17 protein-coding genes are annotated in these 24,275 nt (G+C 67.2%); 12 read left to right on the forward strand and 5 right to left on the reverse strand.

The window, feature by feature from the left end; genetic code table 11:
* Positions 1 to 771: a sortase gene (locus ACZ45O_RS17935; protein WP_464854882.1), complete on the reverse strand. Its 771-nt coding sequence runs from the start codon at positions 769 to 771 to the stop codon at positions 1 to 3.
* A 96-nt stretch (positions 772 to 867) separates the two neighbouring features.
* On the opposite strand from ACZ45O_RS17935, the gene ACZ45O_RS17940 reads away from it, so the two are divergent.
* The gene (locus ACZ45O_RS17940) at positions 868 to 1,032 is read left to right on the forward strand and encodes a hypothetical protein (RefSeq protein ID WP_464854883.1); all 165 of its coding nucleotides are present in this window, start codon (positions 868 to 870) and stop codon (positions 1,030 to 1,032) included.
* A 38-nt stretch (positions 1,033 to 1,070) separates the two neighbouring features.
* Here ACZ45O_RS17940 and ACZ45O_RS17945 read toward each other — a convergent pair whose 3' ends face one another.
* From ACZ45O_RS17945 to ACZ45O_RS17955, 3 genes are all read right to left on the reverse strand, one after another.
* Complete coding sequence (locus ACZ45O_RS17945) at positions 1,071 to 2,267, reverse strand: hypothetical protein (RefSeq protein WP_464854884.1); 1,197 nt, start codon at positions 2,265 to 2,267, stop codon at positions 1,071 to 1,073.
* 59 nt (positions 2,268 to 2,326) lie between these two features.
* Positions 2,327 to 4,087, reverse strand: coding sequence for an MSCRAMM family protein (locus ACZ45O_RS17950; RefSeq protein ID WP_464854885.1), 1,761 nt, complete (start codon positions 4,085 to 4,087; stop codon positions 2,327 to 2,329).
* A gap of 226 nt (positions 4,088 to 4,313) precedes the next feature.
* Positions 4,314 to 10,079 (reverse strand): S8 family serine peptidase, encoded by a 5,766-nt coding sequence (locus ACZ45O_RS17955; RefSeq protein ID WP_464854886.1) that lies wholly within the window; start codon positions 10,077 to 10,079, stop codon positions 4,314 to 4,316.
* Positions 10,080 to 10,322: 243 nt separating this feature from the next.
* Here ACZ45O_RS17955 and yhbH point away from each other — a divergent pair, with 243 nt between their 5' ends.
* The 5 genes from yhbH (at position 10,323) to ACZ45O_RS17980 (ending at position 14,585) form a co-directional block, all read left to right on the forward strand.
* On the forward strand, positions 10,323 to 11,468 hold the full coding sequence (yhbH, locus tag ACZ45O_RS17960) for a sporulation protein YhbH (protein ID WP_464854887.1): 1,146 nt from the start codon (positions 10,323 to 10,325) through the stop codon (positions 11,466 to 11,468).
* A 242-nt stretch (positions 11,469 to 11,710) separates the two neighbouring features.
* Positions 11,711 to 12,112 (forward strand): hypothetical protein, encoded by a 402-nt coding sequence (locus ACZ45O_RS17965; protein ID WP_464854888.1) that lies wholly within the window; start codon positions 11,711 to 11,713, stop codon positions 12,110 to 12,112.
* Between the two features lie 151 nt (positions 12,113 to 12,263).
* Entirely contained in the window at positions 12,264 to 13,442 is a 1,179-nt protein-coding gene (locus ACZ45O_RS17970; protein WP_464854889.1) for a thiolase domain-containing protein, read from the forward strand.
* Positions 13,442 to 14,170, forward strand: a complete 729-nt coding sequence (locus tag ACZ45O_RS17975) for a hypothetical protein (protein WP_464854890.1) — start codon at positions 13,442 to 13,444, stop codon at positions 14,168 to 14,170. The genes ACZ45O_RS17970 and ACZ45O_RS17975 overlap by 1 nt, the downstream gene beginning before the upstream one ends.
* A gap of 1 nt (position 14,171) precedes the next feature.
* The gene (locus ACZ45O_RS17980; protein ID WP_464854891.1) at positions 14,172 to 14,585 is read left to right on the forward strand and encodes a Zn-ribbon domain-containing OB-fold protein; all 414 of its coding nucleotides are present in this window, start codon (positions 14,172 to 14,174) and stop codon (positions 14,583 to 14,585) included.
* Between the two features lie 56 nt (positions 14,586 to 14,641).
* Here the strand turns inward: ACZ45O_RS17980 and ACZ45O_RS17985 are convergent, their stop codons facing one another.
* On the reverse strand, positions 14,642 to 15,538 hold the full coding sequence (locus ACZ45O_RS17985; protein ID WP_464854892.1) for a serine hydrolase: 897 nt from the start codon (positions 15,536 to 15,538) through the stop codon (positions 14,642 to 14,644).
* A 191-nt stretch (positions 15,539 to 15,729) separates the two neighbouring features.
* On the opposite strand from ACZ45O_RS17985, the gene ACZ45O_RS17990 reads away from it, so the two are divergent.
* The 6 genes from ACZ45O_RS17990 to ACZ45O_RS18015 all read left to right on the forward strand — a co-directional run bounded on the left by ACZ45O_RS17990 (position 15,730) and on the right by ACZ45O_RS18015 (position 24,214).
* Entirely contained in the window at positions 15,730 to 17,184 is a 1,455-nt protein-coding gene (locus ACZ45O_RS17990) for an NAD-dependent succinate-semialdehyde dehydrogenase (protein ID WP_464854893.1), read from the forward strand.
* Between the two features lie 129 nt (positions 17,185 to 17,313).
* Positions 17,314 to 17,457 carry a hypothetical protein gene (locus ACZ45O_RS17995; RefSeq protein ID WP_464854894.1) on the forward strand — a complete coding sequence of 48 codons (144 nt, stop codon included), beginning with the start codon at positions 17,314 to 17,316 and terminating at the stop codon, positions 17,455 to 17,457.
* A 187-nt stretch (positions 17,458 to 17,644) separates the two neighbouring features.
* On the forward strand, positions 17,645 to 19,513 hold the full coding sequence (locus tag ACZ45O_RS18000; protein WP_464854895.1) for a methyl-accepting chemotaxis protein: 1,869 nt from the start codon (positions 17,645 to 17,647) through the stop codon (positions 19,511 to 19,513).
* A gap of 250 nt (positions 19,514 to 19,763) precedes the next feature.
* Entirely contained in the window at positions 19,764 to 21,620 is a 1,857-nt protein-coding gene (locus ACZ45O_RS18005; protein ID WP_464854896.1) for a methyl-accepting chemotaxis protein, read from the forward strand.
* A 229-nt stretch (positions 21,621 to 21,849) separates the two neighbouring features.
* Entirely contained in the window at positions 21,850 to 23,211 is a 1,362-nt protein-coding gene (locus ACZ45O_RS18010) for a SpoVR family protein (protein ID WP_464854897.1), read from the forward strand.
* 355 nt (positions 23,212 to 23,566) lie between these two features.
* Positions 23,567 to 24,214 (forward strand): helix-turn-helix domain-containing protein, encoded by a 648-nt coding sequence (locus ACZ45O_RS18015; RefSeq protein WP_464854898.1) that lies wholly within the window; start codon positions 23,567 to 23,569, stop codon positions 24,212 to 24,214.
* Positions 24,215 to 24,275 lie beyond the last annotated feature (61 nt).

Below are 24,275 nucleotides of genomic sequence, written 5' to 3' on the forward strand. Positions count from 1 at the left end.
CTAGCCCGGGGGCGTTTCGGCTGCCAGGGGCGACTGCAGCCGCGCCTGTACGATCAGCCGCATCTCGTCGGTGCCGGGGGGGTCGCAGGTGGTCAGGGTGAGGGAAGGGTAATCGGTGGGGGCGATGACGGAGAGGTCGTACGGGTCGGTGATGAAGACCCGCTCGACGACGAAGGTGAGGCTGCGGTCGGGATACTCGATGTGCAGCAGCTCCCCTGGCTCCAGCGCATCCAGGTCGTAGAAGAAGGACGGCCGCCCGAACCGGGTGCGGTGGCCGGCCATGGCCGCGTTTCCGACCTCACCGGGCAGCACCGTCTGCGGGTAGTGGCCCGGCCCCAGGTCCAGCACGGGGTTGTCGACCCCCTCGTTCACCGCATAGGAGACGCCGAGGCGGGGGATCGCGATGTGGTAGAGGGGGGCCGGAGGCCAGTCCCGGGTTGTGCCGCCCGTGGCCGGATCCGAGAACGGTTCCGCACCTGCGCCTTCTCGGGCCCCGCCTCCGCTGCCGCCACCGGCGCCTTCGCCTGCGCCCTCGCCGGCGCCGTCTCCACTCCCGTCGGCCGGGCCGGCCCCAGGGGGTCCGCTCGGTTCGGACCCGTCTGCACCCGGTTCTCCGGGCCTGGCGAGCATCACGGGCGACGGCGGGAGGGCCTCGGCCATCTGACGGCGGTGGTCGATCTCATCGCGCAGCCACCGGGCAGCCGGCAGCAGCACCAGGAGCGCCCCGATGAGCAACAGCAGGTTGCCGAGCCAGATCCAACCACCCCGCACGGTGACCACCTCCTTTTCACAGCAGGAGCTGCCCGGCATGGGGGCGAACGGTATGCGAATATACGGGTGTGATCATGATGTGGGGGAGGACGCCGCATGGGCTCACTTCAACGCCTGTTCCTGTTGGTAGCAGCCGTCGTACTCGTCTTCACCGTACTGAAGTGGGTCCGGATTCTGCGGCGGGTGAACTTCGCCGTCCAGGCGGCCCAGGAGGCTGCCCGGAAGAACCGAACGTACGAGGCGGAGCGTCGGGATGGCTGATGCGCGACGTCAGGCGGGGGCGGACAGGCCGCCCCCTTCTAGTTGGATTCGCCGTCCTCGGCCCCGGTCATCCAGCGCTGAATGTCGGCCAGTTCCACGGGCTTGATCTTCAGGTCAAGGTCCTTGCCGATCACGACCCGTGCCCGTTCGGGCACGGCGAAGAGGATGAAGGTCCGGTCGCCGACGGTCACCTGCCGGAAGGACTCCAGGTGATTCGGCGTCAGGGTGATTTCAATGCCGCCGGCCTGCATTTTCATGCGGGTCGGCTTTTCCGCATTGTCGCCGCCGAAGAGCGAGTTGTACGCAGGGCGGTAGGACAGGTCGCCGAACGTCGATTCCCAGCGGGCCTGGAAGCCCAGCCGGTCGACGCCGTGCCCCACGGCCTTCTCCATGCTGCGCACCACCGAGTCGGCGCTGAGCCCGTCCTCGGCCTCGTCCAGCAGGTCTGCGCCCATGCGCTGGAAGAGGTCATGGGGCACCTCTCCGGTGGCGTTCTGCTCGGTGATCATGCGGAGCAGGGCCTGCCCCTCCCGGCGGGGGCTCATGCGGCGGGTGACCTCCAGCGCCTTGAACCATGCGGCGGCGCCGCTGCCGGCGTACACCATGAGGTCTGCGGTCTCGCGCCCTTCCCCGTCAAGGCAGGGGAAGAAAACGGCCCGGGAGACGGCGGTCCGCTTGATGACGTTGTTCAGCACCTGGGTGACGAAACTGCCGGTCTGCTCGTCGAAGAGCGCCTCCTCACGGTCGTCGAGGTCCAGCACCGTGGCGAAGCTGAAAGCCATTGGCGCTGCGCCCAGCTCGGGCACCATCTGGAAGCGCAGGACGGCTACCAGGTGGTTCTTGATGGCGCCTGCCGCCATCACCTTGTACGCCAGCACGTTGCCCAGTTCCACCAGCGCCTGGGGCTGGGCATCCGCCATGTCCCGGATGGCCTCCAGCACTTCCACCGAAGGGCGGTTGTGGAGCCGGTCGTATTCGGCCGAGGCCACCTTGTCGACGGCGAGGACCTCTCCCGTGTACATGCAGGGGAAGTTGACCTCACCCGGGGCCCCCTCGATGGCCTGGTACAGGTGCTGGGTCAGGATCGCCCGGAGCTGTGGATCGAGGTCGTTCCACTTGTAGGCGTCGGCGTGGGCGAGGAGCTTGCGGTCCTCTTCACGCTTTATATGGCCGAGGTATACATCGGTGACCGAGATCGCGCCTTCCCGCGCCACCAGCTGCAGCTTCTGAAGCAACGATTAGCCCTCCAAACCGTGGATGTATAGGCCGCGTAAGAGACGGCAGTCCTATCGTATCACGCCTCCAGCTTCCTGCCCATCCTGCGCAGCTGCCAGCCCGCCACGAGCAGGAGGCCGCCTGCGATGTAGTAGCCGACGTGCGGAGGTGCGGTCAGCCCGTCGCCGGTGCAGGCCAGCGTGAAGTCGGGCGCGTTCACCGCTTGGCCGGGCAGCACGATGACCTGCTGCGAGACGGCGGGGTCGCCGGGGTTCTGCAGGGTGAGCGTCCAGGTGCCGGGGGTGAGGCCGGCAAGCTCGTAGTTCAGCCACACGCCGATCCGGCCGGTGGCGGCCACGACGGTGGCGACCGTCTCGCCGGATTCATTGGTCGCCCAGACCCGCGCCGCACCCGTGCGCGGTGCGCACACGCGTCCGGCGATGCCGCCCGGCGTGAGGTCGATCGCCGGGTCGGGCTCCTCCCAGATCAGACGGATCGTGACAACCTGATCGGGCCGTTCCTCCGTCAGCCGGGCCCGGGCCAGACTGCTCCGGCGCGGGCCGTCCGGATTCTGGGGATCGCCTGCCTCGGCGAACACGGCGTACTCACCCAGAGGCAGGTCGGTGAAGCGCAGCTCGCCGGACTGGCCTGTGAATCCGGCCCGGTCGCCCACGTGGACGATGGCACCGGAAATGGGACGGTCGACGCCTTCGTTACGCGGGCTGGCATCGAGGACCCGCACGGTGAGGGAGCCGGTAGGCCTGGAGGGCTCGGGCTCCGGCTGCTCCTCCTGCGGCGGCGGGACGGGGCGCGGGGGCCACGTCAGCACGATGGTGATAAAGGCCTCGGGTTCCTCGGCCGTAATCTGCGTGGCACCGGTGCCGGTCAGCGGGTCGGCTCCGGTGAGCGGGTTGACGGCCGTGGCCATTGCCGTATACGTCCCGAAGGGGAGCCCGTCGAAGATCACCTGACCGTGGGCGTCGGTGTTGGCGACAAACTCCGCCAGCTGAACCTCGGCGCCTTCGAGGGGCGTCAGCTCACCGCTGCCCGCACCGTCTCCGAGCACACGGACGGTGATCCTGCCGGACGCCGGGACCGGGGGTTCGCTTTCGGACGTGGGCGGCCGTTCGGGCGGGGTTCTGCCGCCACCGCCGCCGTTGTTGCCGCCACCGCTGTCACCGCCGCCATTGTCACCGCCGCCATTGTCTCCGCCACCGTTGTCACCGCCGCCGTTGTCACCGCCGCCATCGTCACCGCCGCCCGGCGTGCGGATGGGCTTGACGCGCAGATAGACGAAGAGGGTTCCCTGCTCGCCCTGGTACGTGTTGCCGGCGGTCAGGGGCACGTCGTAGTCGATCGTGATGGTGCGGGTTTCATCGGCAGCCAGGTCTTCCATGTTGTGGTAAGCACCGTCATATGCGTAGGAACTGTTATCGTCTTGAATGGTGAGCAGCATGGGATCATCGCCGGAGAACAGCGCGCCATCGACCAGGCCCTTGATCGCGAGCTGCACGGGCTGGGTGCCGCCGTTTTTCACCTTGTAGATCCCGACGAGGCCGGAGTCACCGGGCGCCAGGTTCTGCATGTCCGGGCACTCAATCGGCAGCGAGTAGACCCGCTCCTCCGTCAGCGGGGGGATCGTCAGCTCGTAGGTGATGGAACTGCACTCGGGTCCCCCGGTGCCCACCCATTCCGAGTCTGCCGCTTCCATGGCCAGGAGCCAGGCGGCATGCTGTTCCGGCTCCCGGGCAAAAGCCGGAATGGCGGCCACGGTCAGCCCCGCCAGGGAGAGCAGCACGGCCAGCAGCGACTGCAGCCGGCGCATGACGTGGCGCTTCATCGTCTCCGTCCTCCCTCCAGAAAAGCGAACCTGCTGGAAGTGTAACATCCATTGAGGCTCACAAAGGGGTGAATCTGTGGGTGGTTTCGCGGGGTGGGAGTCGCCCGCGCGGGTGAGGTGAAGGGTGAGCCGGGAGGAGCGCTCGGGTGAGGGGCCGGAGGGGACGTGCAGCCAGACGCGGCAAGAGGGAGCGGCGAGGCGCTCCCTCTTGCAAAGGGGTGTCCCGTCACTGGGTGACCTCGACCGTCATGGTGACGGAGGCGGTGTTGCCCGCGAGGTCGGTGACCGTGAGCGTCACGGTGTAGGTGCCGGGACTCGTCCAGCGGTGCACCACCATCGGCAACTGCGTCTGCGTGCCGTCGCCCATGTCCCACTCGTAGCGGAGGATCTGCGAGCTGGAGGTGGATTTCAGTCCGCTGAACTTGACGAGCTGGTTCGGCTGCACCGAGGAGGGCCCGTCGATCACAGCATTCGGCCCTGCAGACTCATGCTGGCCACCGCCCACCACCACGTCGAGGGTCGTGGTGGCCGTGTTGCCGTTCCGGTCGGTGACCGTCAGAGTGATCGTGTAGGTGCCGGCCTCCTTGTAGCGGTGCGCCACCGTGCGGCCGCGCTGGATCCTGGAACCGTCGCCCATATCCCATTCGTAGGAGATGATGGGCACATCGGAGGCGGATCCGTGCGCATCCCACCGGCTGTTCCTGTTGACCTCGACTTCGGTGGGACCGGTGATCACGGCGACGGGGCCGCCGGGCTCGGCGGGATCGGGCTCACCCGGATCGGGCTCGCCGGGGTCAGGCTCACCCGGATCGGGTTCGCCCGGATCCGGCTCGCCGGGATCCTCATCCTCCGGGAGGACGATGGTCAGCGTGCCCGGGGCGGTCGCCCGTGTGGTGTTGCCGGCGGCGTCCATCGCCCGGAAGCGGACGAGGGCCTGCGGCATGCTCATGTCGTCGGGAACGGTGAAGGTGCCCTCGTAGCGACCGGGCTCCGTTTCGGTCATGGCGATCTCGCCGGGCTCCAGGCCGAACGAGGCGTCGTCGCCTGCGGCGGAGCCGCCGCCCAGGTTCGCCACGATGCTGAACGCAGCGAGCGCGAGACCGGGCTCAGACTCGAAGGAGACCGTCAGGGTGTCGCCGGCCGTGAGGGTCAGGTCGGCGTCGGGCTGCAGGTTGGTCAGCTCGGGTGCGGTGCTGTCGACCGTCATGGTTACCGAGGCAGAGGTGGCATTGCCTGCCCGGTCCACGGCGGTGACGGTGACGAGGTTCTCACCCTCGCGGACGATGATCTCGGCGGTGAACCGGCCGTCAACATCCACCTCAGCCGCGGTGCCGTTCACGTCGACCCCGGCCAGGTGGAGATCCAGGGCCTGGCCCGCAACGGTGAGGAGCCGGTGGTTCTGCACGGCGCCATCCTGCGGCTCGTCGATGGTGAGCTCGGGGGCGGTCAGGTCGACGGTGACCCGGACCGGAGCCGAAGGATCGGTGCTGTCGCCGTCCGCGGTGGTGGCCACGGCGGTCAGGGTATACTCGCCCTCATCCAGCGTCAGCGTGGCGGAGAAGGTACCGTCCGCTTCGGCCGCGGTCTCGGCCGCAAGCTCATCGTTGACGTAGATCGTTACCGACGTGCCCGCGGAGCTCCGGCCCTCCACCAGGACCTCGGTCTCGTTGGTGAAGGTGCCGTCGGCCGGACTCAGGATAGCCGGCGGCCCGACTTCGGTGGAGACCAGGGCCCGGATCATGGCGTTGCTCGGCTCGGTCCAGGGACCGAAGACGCCATCCACGACCTCATAGGTGCGGCCCTGATCGACCGTCTCGTCGAAGGCCAGGCCGGGCACGTTGGGATAGTCGGCGGCCTGAATGACTGCCACGTAGAAGTCGCCCTGCACCGTGATGCCGTAGGGCCGCAGATCCACCTCGTTCCAGGCGCCCCTGACGGCGTCCTCCACCAGCACGGGACCCAGCAGCAGATCGCCGGGCGAGCCGTCCGGGCGGCTGCCGTAAACGGCCACCATGAAGGTGTTGCCTCCGGGAGTGGGCCAGGTGGTATCCCACAGGTAGACCCGGGCGCCCGTCACCATCACGGTCTGACCGGGTTCGGGCGACATGCGCACGGCCCAGCCGTTGCCGGCGTCGTACATCGCCCAGGCGGTCTCGGCGGTGCCGTCGTCATAGGCCAGCTCGCCGGGGATCCCCGCGAAGGGCCGCATCACGATCGAGAGCTCGGTGGTCTGGTTGCCGGGCACGTCTACCGTGATTTCCTCCATGTAGTGGCTCCGGTGGGAGACGCGCAGCGTGTAGGAGCCCTCCAGGAGGTTGAGGCTGAACCGGCCGGCCGCATCCGTGGTGGTCGGTGCGACGCGGGCGTCGTCGAGGACCTGCACGCGGGCGCCCTCGATCGGCTCGCCGGTCCGGGCGTCGGTCACGGTGCCGGCCAGCAGGCCGCGCGGGATCTCCTGCAGGAGGAAGTTGACGGTCAGCTCCTCATTGGGGCCGAGGTCAACCTGGCGGGTCTGCGGGTAGTACCCGTAGGACTCGGCCATGAGGGTGTAGGTGCCGGCCGGGAGCGCCAGCGAGTAGGAGCCGTCGCCCGGGTTGGTGCGCACCACGCGGCCGTTCTCGAGCACGGTCACCGTGCCTTCCATGATCGGCAGCGCCGTGATGCGGACCACCGGCTCCTCCGTCTCGACCCGGTATTCGGACTTGGCTGCCCTGGGAAGCTGGTGCCGGAGGATGACCGTCTCGGCGGGCTTCTCATCCTTCGGGGTGATGCTGTCGCCGGGCTTGGAGAGGCTCACCGGGGCGGGCACAGCTTCGGCTCCGGCCCCGGCCTCTGCGCCGGACACGATTACGTCATCGATGTACCAGCCGGGATAGCTGACCGAGCCGTCGGAGGTGTGGCGGAAGCGGACCTGCACGGTCCCGCCCACGTAGTCCGTCAGGTCGATGAGCGGGGTTTCGGGGCCGACAGGAGCTCCGCCCGAAGCCGGCGAGGTGTAGATGGCCAGCTCCGTCCAGGTTTCGCCGCCGTCGGCGGTGACTTCCACGCGGCCGTAGTCCCAGTTGCGCTCAAGCCGGTACCAGTGGGTGAACGCCAGCGCGGCGGAGGAGAGACCGCTCAGGTCGATGGGCGGCGAGATCAGCGAAGCGTCGGCGTTGTTGGGATAGTTGCCGGCCAGGTTCGTCGCCCAGAGGTTCTCGCCGGAGAAGGCCTCGCCGGGGCCGCTGGTGGGCACGCCCCACTCCCAGGAGTTGTTGGTGCCTGCAGTGGTCCATTCGCCGGGCCCGGACTCCATGTCGTCCCGGAAGCGGATGACCACGTGAGCCGCGGTGGCAGATGCCTCGGCGGAGTACTCGCTCTCGTTGCCGAAGAAGTCGCTGACTGTCACCACGTAGTAGTAAGTGGTGCCGCTTTCCACGTCGAAGTCGCTGTAGGCCGGGTCGGTGGTGGTGGCGATCGGCGCGTAACCCTCGCCCGAGGTGGTGGACCGGTAGACCGTGTAGTGGTCGAAGTCGCCCGCGTCGGTCGCGTCCCAGGTGAGGGCGATCGAACCGAGCGGCGTAGCCTGTGCGCTGAGGTTGGTCGGAACGGCCGGGGGCTCGTTGTCCACGTAGATTTCGACGTCGTCGATGTACCAGCCCTCACGCACGACGCTGACGTCGGTGTCCAGGACGAAGGCCAGGAAGAGGTTGGACAGCCCTGCGTAGGCAGACAGGTCGATGACGGCTTCCTGGTACGCGCCGTTGGTGCCGGTGTAGGTGGCCAGGATCTCCCACGTCTCACCGTAGTCGGCGGTGATGGCCACGATGCCCAGGTCGAAGTTGGTCTCCATGTTGTACCAGTGCCTGAACCGCAGCGCGGCAGCCCCGTCCCGCAGGTCGATGGGCGGCGTGATCAGGAAAGCCTGCGCGTTGCTGGTGTACTCGCCGTCCAGGTTGGTGGCGGCCACGCGCTGGCCGGAGTACGCGGCGCCCGGGCCGGAGGTCGGCTCACCGATCTGCCAGAGGTCTGCGGGCTCCCCGCCGGTGGACCAGCCGACGATGCTGCCCTCAAAGTCCTCCAGGTAACCCGGCTTCACGCCGTCCAGCATGGTGATGACGTGCGGGTTGTTCCGGGTTCCGCTGAAGGCCCGGTTGTTGCCGAAGTCGACCGCTTCAATGTAATACTCCATCGTGTCGGTGGTGGAAAGCTCGGCCGGGATGGTGCCCACGAAGGTGCCGCCCGTGTGGTCGCCGGAGGTCTGGGTCATGTCCACGATGCCCCACCAGTTGAGCCCGGGCTGGCGGAAACGCAGGTACACTGCGCTGAGGGACACGTCGTCGGTGATCTCGGCCTCAATGGTTGTTGGTGTGCCCTTGAATCCCTGAGTGACAGGGGTATGGCGGATCGTCGGCCCGATCAGGTCGTCGCCCTCAGCCAGCAGCCGGCCGGAGATGCGGCCTTCGGCCAGGCCGAGAGCCTGGGCGACGGCCTTGTAAGCGTTGACGATGCCGTGCCCGTAGCCGTTGTTGGGAACGGTCGCATATTGGGCATCCGTCATCGGGTCAGCCGTGCTGGTGAGAATCGCCTCGATCTCATCGACGGTCAGGCTGGCATCCACCTGCCGGAGCAGGGCCGCCGTGCCGGCCACGTGGGGGGCCGCCATCGACGTGCCCGTGCCGGCGCCGTACATGCCGCCCGGCAGGGCGGAGCGGACGGCGGTGCCGGGTGCGGAGACCTCGGGCTTGATCTCACCGTACGGGCTGGGACCGCGGCTGGAGCCCGAGTTCAGGGTGTCGTCCTTCGTGACGTTGCCCACGCCGATGGACTCGGGGTAGTTGGCGGGCACGCCCACCGTGCCGGCGCCGGGGCCGCTGTTGCCGTTGGCGAAGACCGGCACGATGCCTGCCGCTCGCCAGGCGACGACGACGTCCCGGAACCACTCGTTCATGCCGGAGCTGCCGCCCCAGGAGTTGTTCACGACGTCAGGCGCGTTGGCCGGGTCGCCGCCGGGGGCCATGATCCACTGGCCTGCCTGGAGGATCCAGCTGGTGTACCCGCTGCCGAACTCGTCCAGCATCTTGGCCGCGATCCACTTGGCGCCGGGCGCCACGCCGATCTGGTTTTCGCCGTCGGGGGTGCGGCCGACCATGGTGCCCGCGGTGTGAGTGCCGTGACCCTCGTCGTCGTAGGGTTCCGGACGCCCGTTGACCGCGTCGAACCAGAACGCGCTGTGGTCAGCCGCGCCGACCCCCCGGTACTGCTCAGCCAGGGCCGGGTGGTCGGGATCGACACCGGTGTCCATGCTGGCGACCACCACGCCGGTGCCGTCGATCTCGAACTGGCGCCAGACGGCCGGGGCGCCGATGCGCTCGATGTTCCACTCGGGCGCACCGGAGAGTGTTTCAACAGACTCCTCGATGGTCACGATGTCGGACTTGATGAGGTGGACCTTTTCGTCCTCGTAGATGGCCTCAACTTCGGGACGGGCGGCGATCTTCTCCAGGGTGGCCTTGTCAGAGGTCACCGCCACCATGTTGGTGATCCAGAACGGTTCGAACGACTCGACCTGTCCCATGGACTGCGCCTTCTCCAGGAAGGCGACCAGGCCGGCCTGAGACAGGTCGGCGGCCTCCTGCAGGCTGTGGATGACCGCGCTGCGGGCGGCCAGTTCGGCGGCTGCCGGGGTTGCGGCCCGCTGCCGCGCTGAGGCCGCGGCGCCTGCGACGTCGGCCTGAAGCTTCAGCTTCACCAGGTAGCGGGCCTTATCGCTGTGCTGGAAGGCGTCGAGTACGGAGGGCTGGATCTTGGCCTTGACGGTGGCCGCAGAGTAGAGGGACACGGAGACTGCGGCAGGCTTTCCGGGTCCCGCCTTGATGGGTCCCGGGCGCACGCCGGTCCCCACCATCGCCAGTGCCTGCGCGGGTATGGCGGCGGTGAGGAGCAGCGCCAGCCCGGTGCGCATCAACCGGGAATCCAGGTGTTTGGGCCGGGAACGGATCCCTGATCGCATGGACGCTCCACCTCCGAACAGGATTCGAGGTCGGGGCCCCTGTCCTCGTGGGAAAGACGGTTCTTCCTGTTCGGTCTGGGATCCTGCTATTTTCCGAATTTACACATAAATAAGCTGTGGGCGAAACGGGTAACGTGTGGCGCGGATCTGCCCACCGAAACACAGTCTGGCGAGACCCTCCCGCATAGACTGGAGTACGACCAGTGCACCCTCCCGGGTGCGCAGCGAGGAGGGGGGAGGAGCATGGCCTCGACGTCTCAGCACGACTGGAGCCTGCACCGGAAGGGTCCTATCGACCAGGCGCGGCACCATGAAAAGGTCAAGGAGGCGATCAAGGAAAACCTGCCTGAGATCATCGCCGAGGAGTCCATCATAACCTCCGACGGTAAGCGACTGGTCAAAGTACCCATCCGGACGCTGGAGGAGTATCGCTTCCGGTTCAACCCCAACCAGGGGAAGCGCGTGGGACAGGGGGACGGCGATTCGAAGGTGGGCGACGTGATCGGCCGCGCCCGGGGCGGGGGCAAGGGCGGCGGGGCCGGCGGCCAGCCGGGCGACCAGCCCGGAGTCGACTACTACGAGGCGGAAGTGACCGTCGACGACCTGGCGGAACTCATCTTCGAGGACCTCGGCCTGCCCAACTTGAAGCCGAAGTCCACGCAGGAGATTCCCACCGAGGAGGTCCGCTTCACCGAGGTGCGGAAGAAGGGGCCCATGGCCAACCTGGACCGCCGGCGGACGATCATGGAGAACCTGAAGCGGAACGCGCGCCGGGGAATGCCGGTTCTCGGCAACATCACCAACGATGACCTGCGCTTCAAGGTGTGGGAGCAGGAGATGCGCCCCAGCAGCAGCGCCGTGGTGATCGCCATGCGGGACGCATCGGGCTCCATGGGAGAGTTTAAGAAGTATATCACCCGGAGTCTGTTCTTCTGGATGACCCGTTTCCTTCGCACGAAATATCAGGACGTGGAGATCGTCTTTATTACCCACCATTCAGACGCGCAGGAGGTGGATGAGGAAGCGTTCTTCAAGATGGGCGAGAGCGGGGGCACGCGGGTCTCCTCGGCCTACCGGCTGGCCCTGGAGATCATCCAGGAGCGGTACGACCCGGAGCGGTGGAACATCTATCCCTTCCATTTCAGTGACGGCGACAACTGGAGCGACAACGACAACAAGCTCTGCGTGGAGCTGGTGGGCAAACTGCTGGAGGTCTCGAACCTGTTCGGGTACGGGGAGATCCGGGACGGCGGGTATACCAGTTCGCTCATGAGCGCCTTCTCGGCGATCAAGGACCCGAAGTTTGTGATCGTGACGATTACGGAGAAGCGGGACGTGTACCCGGCGCTGCAGAAGTGGTTCAGCCGCGGCGGGGTGGCGGTGGGGTGAAAAGGAGGAGGGTCCGGCGAGACGGCTGGATCCTCCTCTTCGTGCGTCCCCGGCCCGCCAGCCAGCAAGGGTGTCCGCTTTTGCAGGCTGCTTCTCCCGGACAGGCAGGCGCGTGACGTACCCGGAACTGCCGTGCAGGAATGTCAAAGCGGTGAACAGAAGCAAGGGGTGGAGCGGCATCCGGACCTCGACCGGTCATGTGGCGGGCGGGGGGATGTGGCGCACGAACGGAGGGGCATGCGATGCGCGAGATGAAATGCGTGTACAGCGATGCGCACGTTAAGGTGTTACGCAGCGGGGGCGAGGCGCCGGGTTCAGACAGGCTGAATGCGCCCTTCTACCGCATCCGGGTCGGAGCGGTGGAGCTGACCTACGACGTCGGGGCAGGAGCCTGGTACGTCTACATGCCCGGCCGGGAGCGGATGCAGACACCCGTGAGAAGCCACCCCTACTACCTCTCGGAGCAGGGCTTCACAATGGTGAACATCGACTGGGACCACACGGAGAGTCAGGTGTTCGGCATCGAGATCCTCGGCGGAAGTTCCCGGGAAGCCCCGCTCATCATCGACGTGCCGGAGCCCGAGGAGGAATCGTCACAGGAACGGGGTGGGCATCTGCGGGTGATTCGGCCGGAAGACAAGTGAGCGCGCCACAGCGGCCGCTGTCCTCTCGCCTGGAGGTCAGCGGCCCCTTCTTCACAACCTGTTGACCGACTATTCAGACCGTGGTAGAACAGGAGGCAGGATCTCCTGTCGGAGGTGGCCGTAAGTGCGGCCTGGTGGAGGTGGGGCGGCCATGCGCGTGGCCATCGTCGGAGCCGGCCAGACCCGCTTTGGGGAGCACACCGGCAAGAGCATCAGGGAACTCTTTGCAGAAGCCGTGGCCGATATGGCCCGCAGCGTAGACCGCGGCTGGAGCCCCGACCGGGTCGAGGCGGTCTACATCGGCAGCCTGAGCGGCGGGCAGGGGATGCAGCTCGGCAACCTGGCCCCCGCCCTGGTCGAGTACGCCGGCCTCCCCCCGGTACAGGCGCTCCGCGTGGAGAGCGCCTGCGCCTCAGGGGGGTTCGCCCTCCTTCAGGCTGTCCTTGCGGTGGCGTCGGGCCAGGTGAAGGTGGCGCTGGCCGCCGGGGTTGAGAAGATGCGGGACGTCTCCGGGGAGATGGGCCGCTACTGGCTGGGCATTTCCGGGGACACCGAGTACGAGCGGCTGGCCGGGCTGACCTTCGCCGGCGTGTTCGCGCTGATGGCCAGCCGCCTGATCCACGACGGCGCCATCACCCGCACCGACATGGCCCGGGTGGCGGTGAAGAACCACCGGCACGCGGCGCTGAACCCCAAGGCGATGCTCCGCCGGCCGATAACGGTGGAGCAGGTGCTGGAGGCGCCGATGGTGGCCCACCCGCTCACCGCCCTCGACTGTTGTCCGACCTCTGACGGCGCCGCTGCGGTGCTGGTGGTGGACGCGGATGTGGCCCGGGACTTTTCGGACATGCCGGTGGGGGTGGCCGGCTTCGGCGCCGCCTCCGACACCCTGGCTGTTCACTCCCGGCCGGACATCACCCGGCTCCGGGCCGTCCATCAGGCGTGTGCGGCCGCCTACAAGATGGCCGGCATCGGCCCGGAGGAGCTCGATCTGGTGGAGCTGCACGACTGCTTTACGGTGGCCGAACTAATGGCCTACCACGAACTGGGGCTGTGCGACATTCGCGAGGCAGGCGCCCGGCTGGCCGCTGGCGAGTTCGAACTGGGCGGCCGCCTGCCAGTCAATGTTTCCGGCGGCCTGAAGGCCAAGGGGCACCCCATCGGTGCGACCGGCGTCGGCCAGGTCGTGGAGATCTTCCAGCAGATCCGCGGCGGTGTCTCCGAGCCCGACCGGCAGGTGCCCCGTGCTGAGGCCGGCCTGGCCTGCAACATGGGCGGCTCGGGCGCCAGCGCCACCGCCTTCGTCCTGCGGAAGGGGGTGGTCCGGTAATGGCCATCGCACTGCGCCTCTCCGTGCACACCTCCGGCCGGCCCGCGTGGGACGAGGATGCCCTCACGCTGATGCTCGAGGCTGGCCGGCGCATCCTGCGGGACGGCCAGAGGCCGGACCGGCTGGCCATCGCTTCACTGTCCCTTCCCTACAGCCGGCGAGTGCAGGCCGGGCTGGTGGCGGAGGCCCTGGACCTGCCGCACTCCACCTTCTGCCTGGAGTGCACCACGTCCGCCCGGGCGGCCACCGAGGCGATCCGGGCCCTGGGCACGGGGCTGGTGCTGGCCGCCGATGGGCGGTACGGGGCCGCCGCGCTGCTGCTGGAGGGCAGGAGCGCGGCCGGGACGACGATTCTGGCGGCGCAGAGCGCCCTGGCGGAGTACCCGGGGCTGGAGTTCACGCCCGCGGGAGAACGAGGCGTCCGCGATGTGGCGGTCCCGGGCTATGCGGAGGCGGCCTACCTCGACCTGGTGGCCGTGGCGGCGCGCGGCCTCCAGGCCGACTGGCTGGCCTTGAACCCGCCGCAGGCCAGGCTTGCGCGCAGGGCGGCTGCGCACCTCGGCTTTCGCACTGCCGTGCAGGCGCCGACGGACTCCGGGGCCGCCGGACCGCTGGTCGCGCTGTCCGCTGCGCTGGAGCAGGCGAGGCCGGGTCAGCGGATCCTCCTGGTGAGCTACGGCGCCGGCAGCGCTGCAGATGCGCTGCTGGTGCAGAAGGGAGGCGCCTAGGATGGGCGCACACGTATCGGTCCCCATGTACCGGCGCTCGCTTCCACAGCGGCTCCGGCTCGAGGGGCGGCGCTGCGCTGCCTGCGCGGCCGTGCACTTCCCGCCGCTGGCCGTCTGTCCCCGCTGCCTGGGAACAGAGCTGGAGCCGTTGCCGTTGAGCGGCCGGGGTGTGATCGAGGCCGTGACCGAGATCGCGCCGGCGGGCGCCCCGCCCGAGTTTACGGACCAGGTTCGCGCCGACGGCGGCTACTTCGTGGCGATCGTCTCCCTCGCGGAGGGGCCGAGGATTACGGCGCAGCTGACCGGCTTTGCATCCCTGCCGCCCATCGGAACGCCGGTGGAGGCGGTGATCCGGCGGCTTTACGTTCAGGAAGGGGTTGTTCGCTACGGTTTCAAGTTCCGGCCCCGGCCGTGATCGTGCGGGGAGCCAGGAAGTGCGTGAAAGATGAGGGGCCGTGCCGAGCGTGGGGTCTAGAGCTCGGCAGGCCCCGCGTAACTTGCCAGCGCCTCAATCGATCGAAGCACAGCTGGCGATATGGATGGCGGTCCGGCCATCACCCGGTAAATCTCAGCCGAGACCCGGGCGATCGCCGCATCGGCTTCTTCCACCGGCGCGCCGCCTGTGAGCACGACCAGGACGTATGGCCGGGTGGTGTAGACGATGCCCGAGTCGTGGTAGTTGCCGTCGTAGGAGCCGTACTTGTGCAGGTGGGGCACGCCCTGCGGCAGGCCCGCGGTGATCCGCCCCCGGTAGGTCACCTCCCGGAGCGGCCCGACGATCAGGTCCGCCATATCGGGGTCTTCCTGCGACAGGCGGTGAAGATGTTTCCACCAGTGCAGCACGGTCACGGCGCTGGCGCGCGGGAGCCGGTTTTCGTGAACCAGGCGGCCCCCAATGGTCTCTGTCCAGAGCTCGATGTTCCCCCATCCGAAGTGCCGCCCCAGCATGTTGACGGCGACGTTGTTGCTGTAGATCAGCGATCGGTTAACCAGGTCTTCGATGGGATAAAGCTCGCCGAACTCAGCCGTTTCGAACGCGCCTGCGCCCGGCGTCTCGTAGTCTGCGGGGGTGTATTCGATGAGGTCCTGCCAGCCGATCTTGCCCGCCCGGTACTGCTCCAGGGCGTACAGGGCCACGGGGAGTTTCAGCGTGCTGGCCGGGTGGTAGAGCCTGTCGGCGTTATGGAGCCACAGCTGTCCCGTGGAGAGGTCTTCCAGCGCGATGCTGTACTCCCCGGGGAAGTCCGCCATGGCCCGGTTCACGGCCTCGGCGATGCGCTCGTATGGGACCGGGCCCGCGGCGATGGCGGGTGGATAAACCATCGCCTGTGCTGCCGCCGGAGCCGGCAGCGTCACGAGGGCAAGCATGGTCAGCAGTGCCCACACTAGGGTTCGGGTGCGCACGTCTGTCACGCTCCTTCGTCCGTGAATAATAACGATGTGGGCGGACGAAAGTTACGAAACCGCGCGGCAGAGAGCAACAGGCGCCGAGTGCAACTGCGTTGACACGAGCGCCCCCGAATCGTATGATTAGCGCGACGACGAGGAGGGGTAAACAGATGTCCGCAGGAAGCTTCCGGCTGTACATCGGCGGCGAATGGCGCGACGCAGCGGGCGGGCAGCGGTTTGAAGTGACCAATCCCGCCACCGGTGAAGTGGTGGCCACCGTTCCCGATGCCGGTGCCGAGGATGCCCGGGCGGCGATCGAGGCCGCCCACGGCGCCTTTGCCGGGTGGTCGTCTCTGCCTGCACACGTGCGGGCCCGGTACATGCGCAAGGTATACGACCTGATCGTGCGGAACGTCGAGCGGCTGGCCCGCGTGCTGACCGAGGAGAACGGAAAGCCCCTGGCCGAGGCCAGGGGAGAGGTGCTGAACGGCGCGGAGTACCTGAACTGGTATGCCGAGGAGACCCGGCGCGTTTACGGCGAGGTCATTCCCAGTTCGTCCCGGCGGACCCGCATCTGGGTGCTCCGGCAGCCGGTCGGCGTCGTCGCGGCGATCACGCCCTGGAACTTCCCGTCCTCCATGGTCACCCGGAAGATCGCGCCGGCGCTGGCGGCCGGCTGCACGGTCGTCCTGAAGCCGGCAGAGCAGACCCCGCTGAGCGCGCTGCTCATCGCGGAGATCATCCAGGAGGCCGGCCTTCCGCCGGGCGTGGTCAACGTCGTGACAACCCGGGACCCTGCGGCCGTGGGCCGGGAGTTCCTGTCGAACCGGCTCGTCCGGAAGATCTCGTTCACCGGCTCCACCGAGGTGGGCAAGTACCTGGCGCAGGGCGCGGCTGCGCAGATGAAGCGCGTGAGCATGGAGCTGGGCGGGCACGCCCCCTTCATCGTCTTCGAGGATGCCGACCTCGACGCGGCGGTGCAGGGCGCCGTGATCAGCAAGTTCCGCAACGCCGGGCAGACCTGCATCTGCGCCAACCGCATCTACGTGCAGGAGTCCGTGGCCGACGCCTTCGCCGAGCGGCTGGTGGAGGCCGTCCGCCGTCTGCGGGTGGGCAACGGCCTGGAGGACGGCACCAGCGTGGGACCGCTCATCGACGAGGCCGCATTCATAAAGGTAGAGGAACACGTCAGCGACGCCCGCCGCAGGGGGGCCAGAGTGCTGACCGGCGGCCACCGGATGAGCGGGCCGGCCTTCGACCGGGGCTTCTTCTACGCGCCTACGCTGCTTGATCAGGTCAGCGATGACATGCGGATCGTGCGGGAGGAGACCTTCGGCCCGGTCGCGCCGATCATGACGTTCCGCAACGAGGACGAGGTGATCCGGCGGGCCAACGACACCAACTACGGCCTGGCCGCCTACATCTTCACGCGCAACCTCGGCCGCACCGTGCGGGTCAGCGAGGCGCTGGAGTACGGGATGGTGGCCGTGAACGACTCCCTGCTGGCGGTGCCGCAGGCGCCCTTCGGGGGCATCAAGGAGAGCGGCGTGGGGCGCGAAGGGGGCCGCCACGGACTGGATGATTACCTGGAGTACAAGTACCTCTCGGTCGTCCTCGATGGTTAGGGCATAGTGTCATGTCACCCGCCCGACAACCGGGCGGGCTTATCGTGGAGCGAATGCGTTGAAACTATGTTCAGATGTATAATACACTTCATACATAATACGCCTGAGCCGAGTGAAGGTGGGGTTAGGATGGATCGTGGCAGAAGCCTGGGCCGCACCGGCGCCGGCGCGGCGGTTGGCCAGTGCGCGGACGAGGTGGTCGCCCTGCTAGGGGCGCCGCAGGCGATTGCAGCGGACGGGACGGAGTGTGTGGCAAACCTGGCGCATCGCTGAATGGCAGGGGGCCGGTCAGTGGCTGCCGTGATGGCGGTACCGCGACCGCACGGGGCACCGGAGGCGCGCTGTTACTCGTTTGTAACTCTTCATTCATACACTGATGTTAAAGGAATAGACCGTGCATTTCAGGCGGATTGATGTGGCAACCTGCTTCAGCCTGGTCGCTACTCGGGGAGGTTCATCCATGCGGCCGAAGATGCGCGTCAGTATCCTCATCAAGATGCTCACCTCGCCTGCGGTGCTCATTGTCTTCCTCGCGATCGTCGGTATGCTGAGCCACCTGTCCATCGGTCGGGTCCTGGCGGATCTGGACCATTCGGGCCGGCTGGAGGAGCTGGCCCGGAGCAGCCAGGCCGTTCGGGCGGATACGATGCGCCAGGCCATCCATGTTCGCAACTACATCATGTTCTCCCGGCAGCAGGACCTGGACAGCCTGGACGAGATCTATCAGAGCCTCACGGCCACGCTGGACCACATGATGAACCTGGCCCCCGATGACGAACTGCGGGACCAGCTGAAAGCGCTCCAGCAGAAGCAGGAGGAGCACCGCCAGCTCGTCGGCCGCATTCAGAAGCACACTCTGGACGGCAACCAGGGGCAGGCCATCGCCGTTCTGGAAGCCGAGCTGATTCCCAGCATCAGCTGGACGATTGAGGAGGCCGAGCGGATCGTGTCGGCCATGGAGGAGGACGCCGCCCGGGGCCTGACAGCCATGCGCGAGACCGCTGCGCAGGCCAGGGCGATCATCGTGGGCGCCGCCGCGCTCGCGGTGATCGTCGGCATCGTGGTCGCCCGTGCGCTGGCCGGTACCCTGGTCCGCCCCATCCGCAGTCTGGCGGCGGCTGCCTCCGCGATCGCGGACGGCAACCTCAGGATGGAGCCGCTCCGGGTGACCACGAGGGACGAGATCGGCGACACGACCCGGGCCTTCAACGAGATGCTGCTGAGCCTGCGGGGTGTGGTGCACGGGGTGAGCGCCACTTCGCGGTCGCTCCTGGAGGCCTCCCGGCAGCTGGCCGCGGCGTCCGACCAGGCCGCCGGCGCGGCGTCGGGCTCGTCCCAGGCCATCGCGCAGGTGGCCGCCGGGGCATCCGAGCAGGCGACCCGCACGGCCGAGGTGAATGCCACCGCCGCGCAGCTTCAGCAGGCCATTCAGCAGATCGCTGCCGGCGCCAGCAGGTCCGCCGCGGAGGTGCAGGAGGCCGCCAACCTGCTGGGCGAGATGGCCCGCGCGCTGGACGACATGGCGGGGACGGCAGCCGGTACGGCCGAGGCATCGGGCCGGGCCGTGGAGCGGGCACAGGCAGGCGCCCACGTGGTGGAGCGCACGCTGCAGGAGCTTCAGGAGATCGGCCGGATGGTGGTCGCCTCCGCCGAGCGCATCAAGGCCCTGGAACGGTACTCCGGGCAGATCGGCGCGATCACCGACGTGATCTCGGGCATTGCGGATCAGACCAACCTGCTGGCCCTGAACGCGGCCATTGAGGCCGCGCGGGCCGGCGAGCATGGCCGCGGCTTCGCCGTGGTGGCCGACGAGGTGCGAAAGCTGGCCGAGCAGTCTGCTGCGTCGGCGCAGGAGATCACCGAGCTGATCCGCAACATCCAGCAGGGCACGGCCGCAGCCGTGGAGGCGATGGATGCCGGCACCCAGCGCGTCGCTGCGGGCAACCAGCTGGCGGCCCAGGCGGGCGAGGCCCTGCGCGAGTTGCTGACGGTCGCACGGCAGACGGCCGCGGAAATGGACGAAATCGCCAGGAAGGCCGGCCTGGTCAAGCGCTCCGCCGCCCGGGCCGTACAGACCTTCAACGACGTGGCGGCCCTGACCGAGGAGAACACGGCCGCCAGCGCGGAGATGGCGGCCGGCGTGGGCCAGGTGACCGAATCCGTCAACCTGATCGCGCGGGTTTCCGAGGAGAACGCTGCCGTGTCGCAGCAGGTGTCGGCTGCCGTGGAGGAACTGACCGCCGCATCCGAGCAGGTGGCCTCGCTGGCCAGAAGCCTGGCCGATACTGCGCGGGAACTGCAGAGCAAGGTCGAACGGTTCCAGGTGTGACCCTGCCGCTCGAACCTCCGCTGACGCCGAGCGCCCGACGGGACGGCCCGTCGGGCCTTCTCCAATGGGGGGGCGCCTCGACCAGCGCTGGGGAGGGGGAAGCCGGGGCAGCAGGTGAAAATATTCACGAATGGCAGATTTTATGTTCTGACATATCATAATGCGCACATGCTTGAACATTCAGGTGGCGTTATGATACCTTATTTAGAAGTATGGTGGGGCATCGGCGGTGGCTGAGGAGGGTTTCACAGTGAAGTTCAGTGTCCAAAATAAGCTGCTCGCCGGATTCTTATCCATCGTGATCCTTCTGGCGGGTGTGACGGCCGCAGGTTTTGTCGGCCTCAACGAGGTTGTGGCGCAATACGAGGACCTCTCGGGGCGCATCCAGCAGATGCAGCTTCAGGGCCGAATGGTTCAGCTGCTGATGACGGATCAGGCCAGAGCATTGAATGGATACCTGCTGACGTCAGATCGCGCCTACGAGGCGCAATACGAGGAGGCTGCCGCGCAGCTGGAGGCGGTTCTGGCTGACATGGCGGAAATGCTGCAGACGGCAGAGAGCGAGGAAATCCTCCAGCGGGTCCGGGAAAGCAAGGATGCTTACCAGGCCACGGCCGTCCTGCTGTTCGGCCAGCAGACGCTGTCGCCCGGCGTGGTGGAGTCGATGGTCTCGAGCACCCTGCCCCAGTTGCGCAGCCGGTTTCTCACCGCCGTCGAGGATCTGATCGCGCTGGGAGACAGGTACGCCCTCGAGACCCGGCAGCGAGTCCAGCAGGCAGACCTCCAGGCCCGGATGATTATGGGTGTGGCGGCTGTGGTCGCGGCGGTGGGCGGTGTGGTCATCGCGCTCACGATGGGCAGGCAAGTGGCCATCCCGGTCCGGGCGATCGCCAGCCATGCCGCGCGCATGGCAGAAGGCGACCTCACGGTTGAGCCCCTTTCGGTGAAGAACCGCGATGAGCTGGGCGATATGGCCCAGGCCTTCAACCGTATGCTGGCCAGTATGCGGTCGATGCTGCAGCGGGTAAGCGTCAGCACCGAGAGTGTGCTGAGCGCCTCGCAGGAGCTCTCGTCCGCCGCGGAATCCTCGGCGCAGGCCGCCTCAGGCTCCGCGCAGGCCATCGCGCAGGTGGCTGAGGGCGCATCCGAGCAGGCGAGCGCCACGGCCCAGGCCAACGGGACGATGGCGCAGCTGAAGGAAGCGATTCAGCAGATTGCCGCAGGGGCCACCCGCTCGGCGGTGGAGGTGCAGGATGCCTCCACGCTCCTCCACGAGATGGCGCAGCACCTGGATGAGATGGTGGAGGTGGCCACCAGGACCGCGGAGCGGGCCGCCACGGCCCTGGAGCGGGCGGAGGCCGGAGGCCGGGTGCTGAACCGGACGCTCCGGGAGATCGCCGACATCGGCGAGGCCTCCATGCGCACGGCGGAGCGGATCAGGGAGCTGGAGCGGTTCTCCGGGCAGATCAGCGCCATTACCGAGGTCATCTCCAGCATCGCCGAACAGACTAACCTGCTCGCGCTCAACGCCGCGATTGAGGCGGCCCGGGCCGGAGAGCACGGCCGCGGCTTCGCTGTGGTGGCCGAGGAGGTGCGCAAGCTGGCGGAGCAGTCGGCGGCATCCACCCAGGAGATCAGCGTGCTGATTCAGCAGATTCAGGTCGGCACCGCAGAGGCGGTTCAGGCGGTGGAGGAGGGGACGGAGCGGGCCACCCAGGGCAACCAGATGGCCGCGGAAGCGGGTTCGGCCCTGTCGGAGATCATGGCCACCCTGAACGAGGCGGCCGAGCGGGTGAGCGGAATTGCGCAGGCTGCCGCCCAGGTGAAGCAGGACTCCGAGCGGGTTCTGCAGACCTTCAACGACCTGGCTGCGCTGACGGAGGAGAACACGGCAGCCACCGAGGAGATGGCCGCCGGCGCCGGCGAGGTGACGCAGGCTGTGGCACGCATCACCGAGGTGGCCCAGAGCAACGCCGCCGCGGCGCAGGAAGTGTCGGCCTCGGTGGAGGAGCTGACCGCGACGGCCGAGGAGATTGCTGCCTCGGCGCAGAGCCTGGCCGCGACGGCCAGAGAGCTGCGGGCGCAGGTGGAGATGTTCAAGCTGTAGCGTGTACGCGGAATCGAAGGCCCGGCCACTGCGGTGGCCGGGCTTTTTCTGGATGAGACTCGCTCGACGAACCTGGCCGCAACGATCTCCGTGTGCTGCAACTCGCGCCTGACTGGGCTGAACGCCCGGGCCCCCCCGGCCAGGGGCAAGGAGTAGCAACCACAGTGCTGTTCGGCCTCCCGCCCGGCATAAGATGTATGAACCCCATCGGGAGGGAGGAGACAGCCCTATGGAAGACCGTGACCTGCCGGTCCTGGAAGAGGCGATCGGGGAGATCTGGGAGACGGCGCGGCGGCTGGGCCTGGATCCGTTCCCCACCCACTTTGAGATCGTGCCGGCGACCATCCTTTATGAGTTCGGCGCCTACCTGCTGCCCGGCCGCTTCAGCCACTGGACGCACGGCAAGGCGTACTACAGCATGAAGGCGTCCTACGACTACGGCCTCAGCAAGATCTACGAGCTGGTGATCAACGCCAACCCCAGCTACGCCTTCCTGCTGGAGACCAACTCGCTCCTGCACAACAAGTTCGTGGTGGCCCACGTCTTCGGCCACACCGACTTCTTCAAGCACAACATCTGGTTCGCGTCCACCAACCGTCAGATGCTGGAGACGGTGAGTCAGAACGCGCAGCGCATTCGTCAGTACGGCATCGAAGAAGGAAGCCTGGAGGTCGAGCGTTTCCTGGATGCCGTGCTTTCCATCTCTGACCACATCGATCCCTTCCCCCGGCGTGAGGCGCCGGCGCCCGAGCGGGAGGTTCCCCAGAGTTCGGGTGAGGCGCCGTACGCCGACCTGTTTCGCCGGGAAGAGACCGACGCCCGGAAGGAGAAGGCGAAGCCCGCGCGGCCCGCGCGCAGGAAGGTGCCGCCTGCCCCGGAGAAGGACCTGCTCCTCTTCCTGCTGGAGCACGCGGATCACCTGGAGGACTGGCAGCGTGACATCATCGCGATCGTGCGGGAGGAGTCGCTCTACTTCGTGCCGCAGATGCAGACCAAGATCATGAACGAGGGTTGGGCCTCCTACTGGCATATGCGGATCATGCGGGAGCTGGATCTGACCGACGAGGAGTTCGTGGAGTTCGGCAAGCTCCACTCGGCCGTCTGCACGCCGGGAAAGACGCGCATCAACCCGTACTACGTGGGGCTGAAGATCTTCGAGGACATCGAGAAGCGGTTCGGACGCGACAAGATCTTCGAGGTGCGCGAGATGGAGAACGATGTCTCCTTCCTGCGCTCCTACCTCACCGAAGAGCTGTGCAGGGATCTGGACCTGTTCGTCTACGAGCTGCAGGATGACAGCTGGAAGATTACCGACAAGCAGTGGGAGCGGGTGCGCGACACGCTTTGCGACGCCATGACCAACTTCGGCCACCCGTACATTGTGGTGGAGGACGGCGACTATAAGGGGAGGCGGGAACTGCTCCTCAGGCACCAGCACGACGGGCGCGATCTCGATCTGCCCTACGCCGAGAAAACCATGCAGTATCTCTACCAGATCTGGGGGCGCCCGGTGCACCTGGAGACAGAGGTGGAAGGCAAGCCGTTGCGGCTGACCTGCGAGGGCGATAAGGTACGGCGGGAGAAGCTGTGAAGACGGGGCGGCGAAAGCCGCCCCTCTGGGTGGAGACGACGGCATCATGCCACGCAAGGAGTCTTTCCGGGCAAGTAGTCCTAAGGTCCACATGTTCAATCTCTTTTTGTCGGGACGTACCCCTATATTCGTACGACTGGTCTATTGAGCGACTCGGAAGAGATATGCAACGATATTGATGGCTGTTTGTTTAGCCTGGGGGTGAAGTCTGCACTTATAAAATTACCGAATTGTGATTGGATGGAGTGAGACGCCGGGCCAGACCTGTCGGTTAGGAGATGAAGGAGGCGGTTGGCTCTTGTCTTCCGTTCAACTCGCACAGATCCCATCAGATATTGCAGCAAGGTTACAGGCCGTGCAAGATGGCTTGGCGGAGTTGGCCCAGGCGCCCCTCTGCGTCTTGGATGGTGAAGGCCGGCCCCTCACCATTCCGTCCAATCCGTCCCTGATCTGCCACCGCGCGAAGTCCACGGAAGCCGACCACTGTCTACAGACGCTGCACAGGCGGATGCAGGAGGCCGCGCTGCAGGCGCGTCCGCTGACATTCCGGTGTCACATTGGACTGACGAGCGCGCTCGTTCCCCTGGGGGTGGCCGAAGACGGCGTGGAGGCGCCGAAAGCATTTCTGTGGATCGGGGGAGTCCGTCTGGAGCCCGATGAACTCGACCCCATGGCGATGGTCACGGGGGGGTTGGCCGCGCACCCGGCCGACGCCGGGATAGCCGTCCGCGCGCCCGTCCAGTTTCGGCAGGTGATTCACGCCATCGGGACAACCTTCAACCTCTTCTTCCTGTTATCGACCACCGGCGCCCTGGAGATGGACGGGGCGCCTCCCGACCCCGCGGAGGTGGTTCACCGACCGCAACTGACGAGGCGGGAGGAGGAGGTGGCCCGCCTCGTCGGGATGGGCCTTTCGAACCGGGAGATCGCCCGCAAGCTGTTCATCAGCGAGAAGACGGTGAAGTCGCACATCACCAACATCCTTCGCAAGTGGCGGCTCTAAAGCCGGACCGAGCTGGCGATTTTGATAACGCGTGGTTAGCCTGACATTCCGAACCGGGAGA

This window comes from Symbiobacterium turbinis (assembly GCF_055383075.1).

What these genes read in the sequence shown, in the direction of transcription:
- ACZ45O_RS17965 (WP_464854888.1), top strand. Translation starts at nt 11,711, where the DNA reads ATGCGCGAGATGAAATGCGTGTACAGCGATGCGCACGTTAAGGTGTTA.
- ACZ45O_RS18010 (WP_464854897.1), top strand. Translation starts at nt 21,850, where the DNA reads ATGGAAGACCGTGACCTGCCGGTCCTGGAAGAGGCGATCGGGGAGATC.
- ACZ45O_RS17970 (WP_464854889.1), top strand. Translation starts at nt 12,264, where the DNA reads ATGCGCGTGGCCATCGTCGGAGCCGGCCAGACCCGCTTTGGGGAGCAC.
- ACZ45O_RS17955 (WP_464854886.1), bottom strand. Translation starts at nt 10,079, where the DNA reads ATGCGATCAGGGATCCGTTCCCGGCCCAAACACCTGGATTCCCGGTTG.
- ACZ45O_RS17975 (WP_464854890.1), top strand. Translation starts at nt 13,442, where the DNA reads ATGGCCATCGCACTGCGCCTCTCCGTGCACACCTCCGGCCGGCCCGCG.
- ACZ45O_RS17950 (WP_464854885.1), bottom strand. Translation starts at nt 4,087, where the DNA reads ATGAAGCGCCACGTCATGCGCCGGCTGCAGTCGCTGCTGGCCGTGCTG.
- ACZ45O_RS18000 (WP_464854895.1), top strand. Translation starts at nt 17,645, where the DNA reads ATGCGGCCGAAGATGCGCGTCAGTATCCTCATCAAGATGCTCACCTCG.
- ACZ45O_RS17985 (WP_464854892.1), bottom strand. Translation starts at nt 15,538, where the DNA reads ATGCTTGCCCTCGTGACGCTGCCGGCTCCGGCGGCAGCACAGGCGATG.
- ACZ45O_RS17940 (WP_464854883.1), top strand. Translation starts at nt 868, where the DNA reads ATGGGCTCACTTCAACGCCTGTTCCTGTTGGTAGCAGCCGTCGTACTC.
- ACZ45O_RS17995 (WP_464854894.1), top strand. Translation starts at nt 17,314, where the DNA reads ATGGATCGTGGCAGAAGCCTGGGCCGCACCGGCGCCGGCGCGGCGGTT.
- yhbH (WP_464854887.1), top strand. Translation starts at nt 10,323, where the DNA reads ATGGCCTCGACGTCTCAGCACGACTGGAGCCTGCACCGGAAGGGTCCT.
- ACZ45O_RS17980 (WP_464854891.1), top strand. Translation starts at nt 14,172, where the DNA reads ATGGGCGCACACGTATCGGTCCCCATGTACCGGCGCTCGCTTCCACAG.
- ACZ45O_RS17990 (WP_464854893.1), top strand. Translation starts at nt 15,730, where the DNA reads ATGTCCGCAGGAAGCTTCCGGCTGTACATCGGCGGCGAATGGCGCGAC.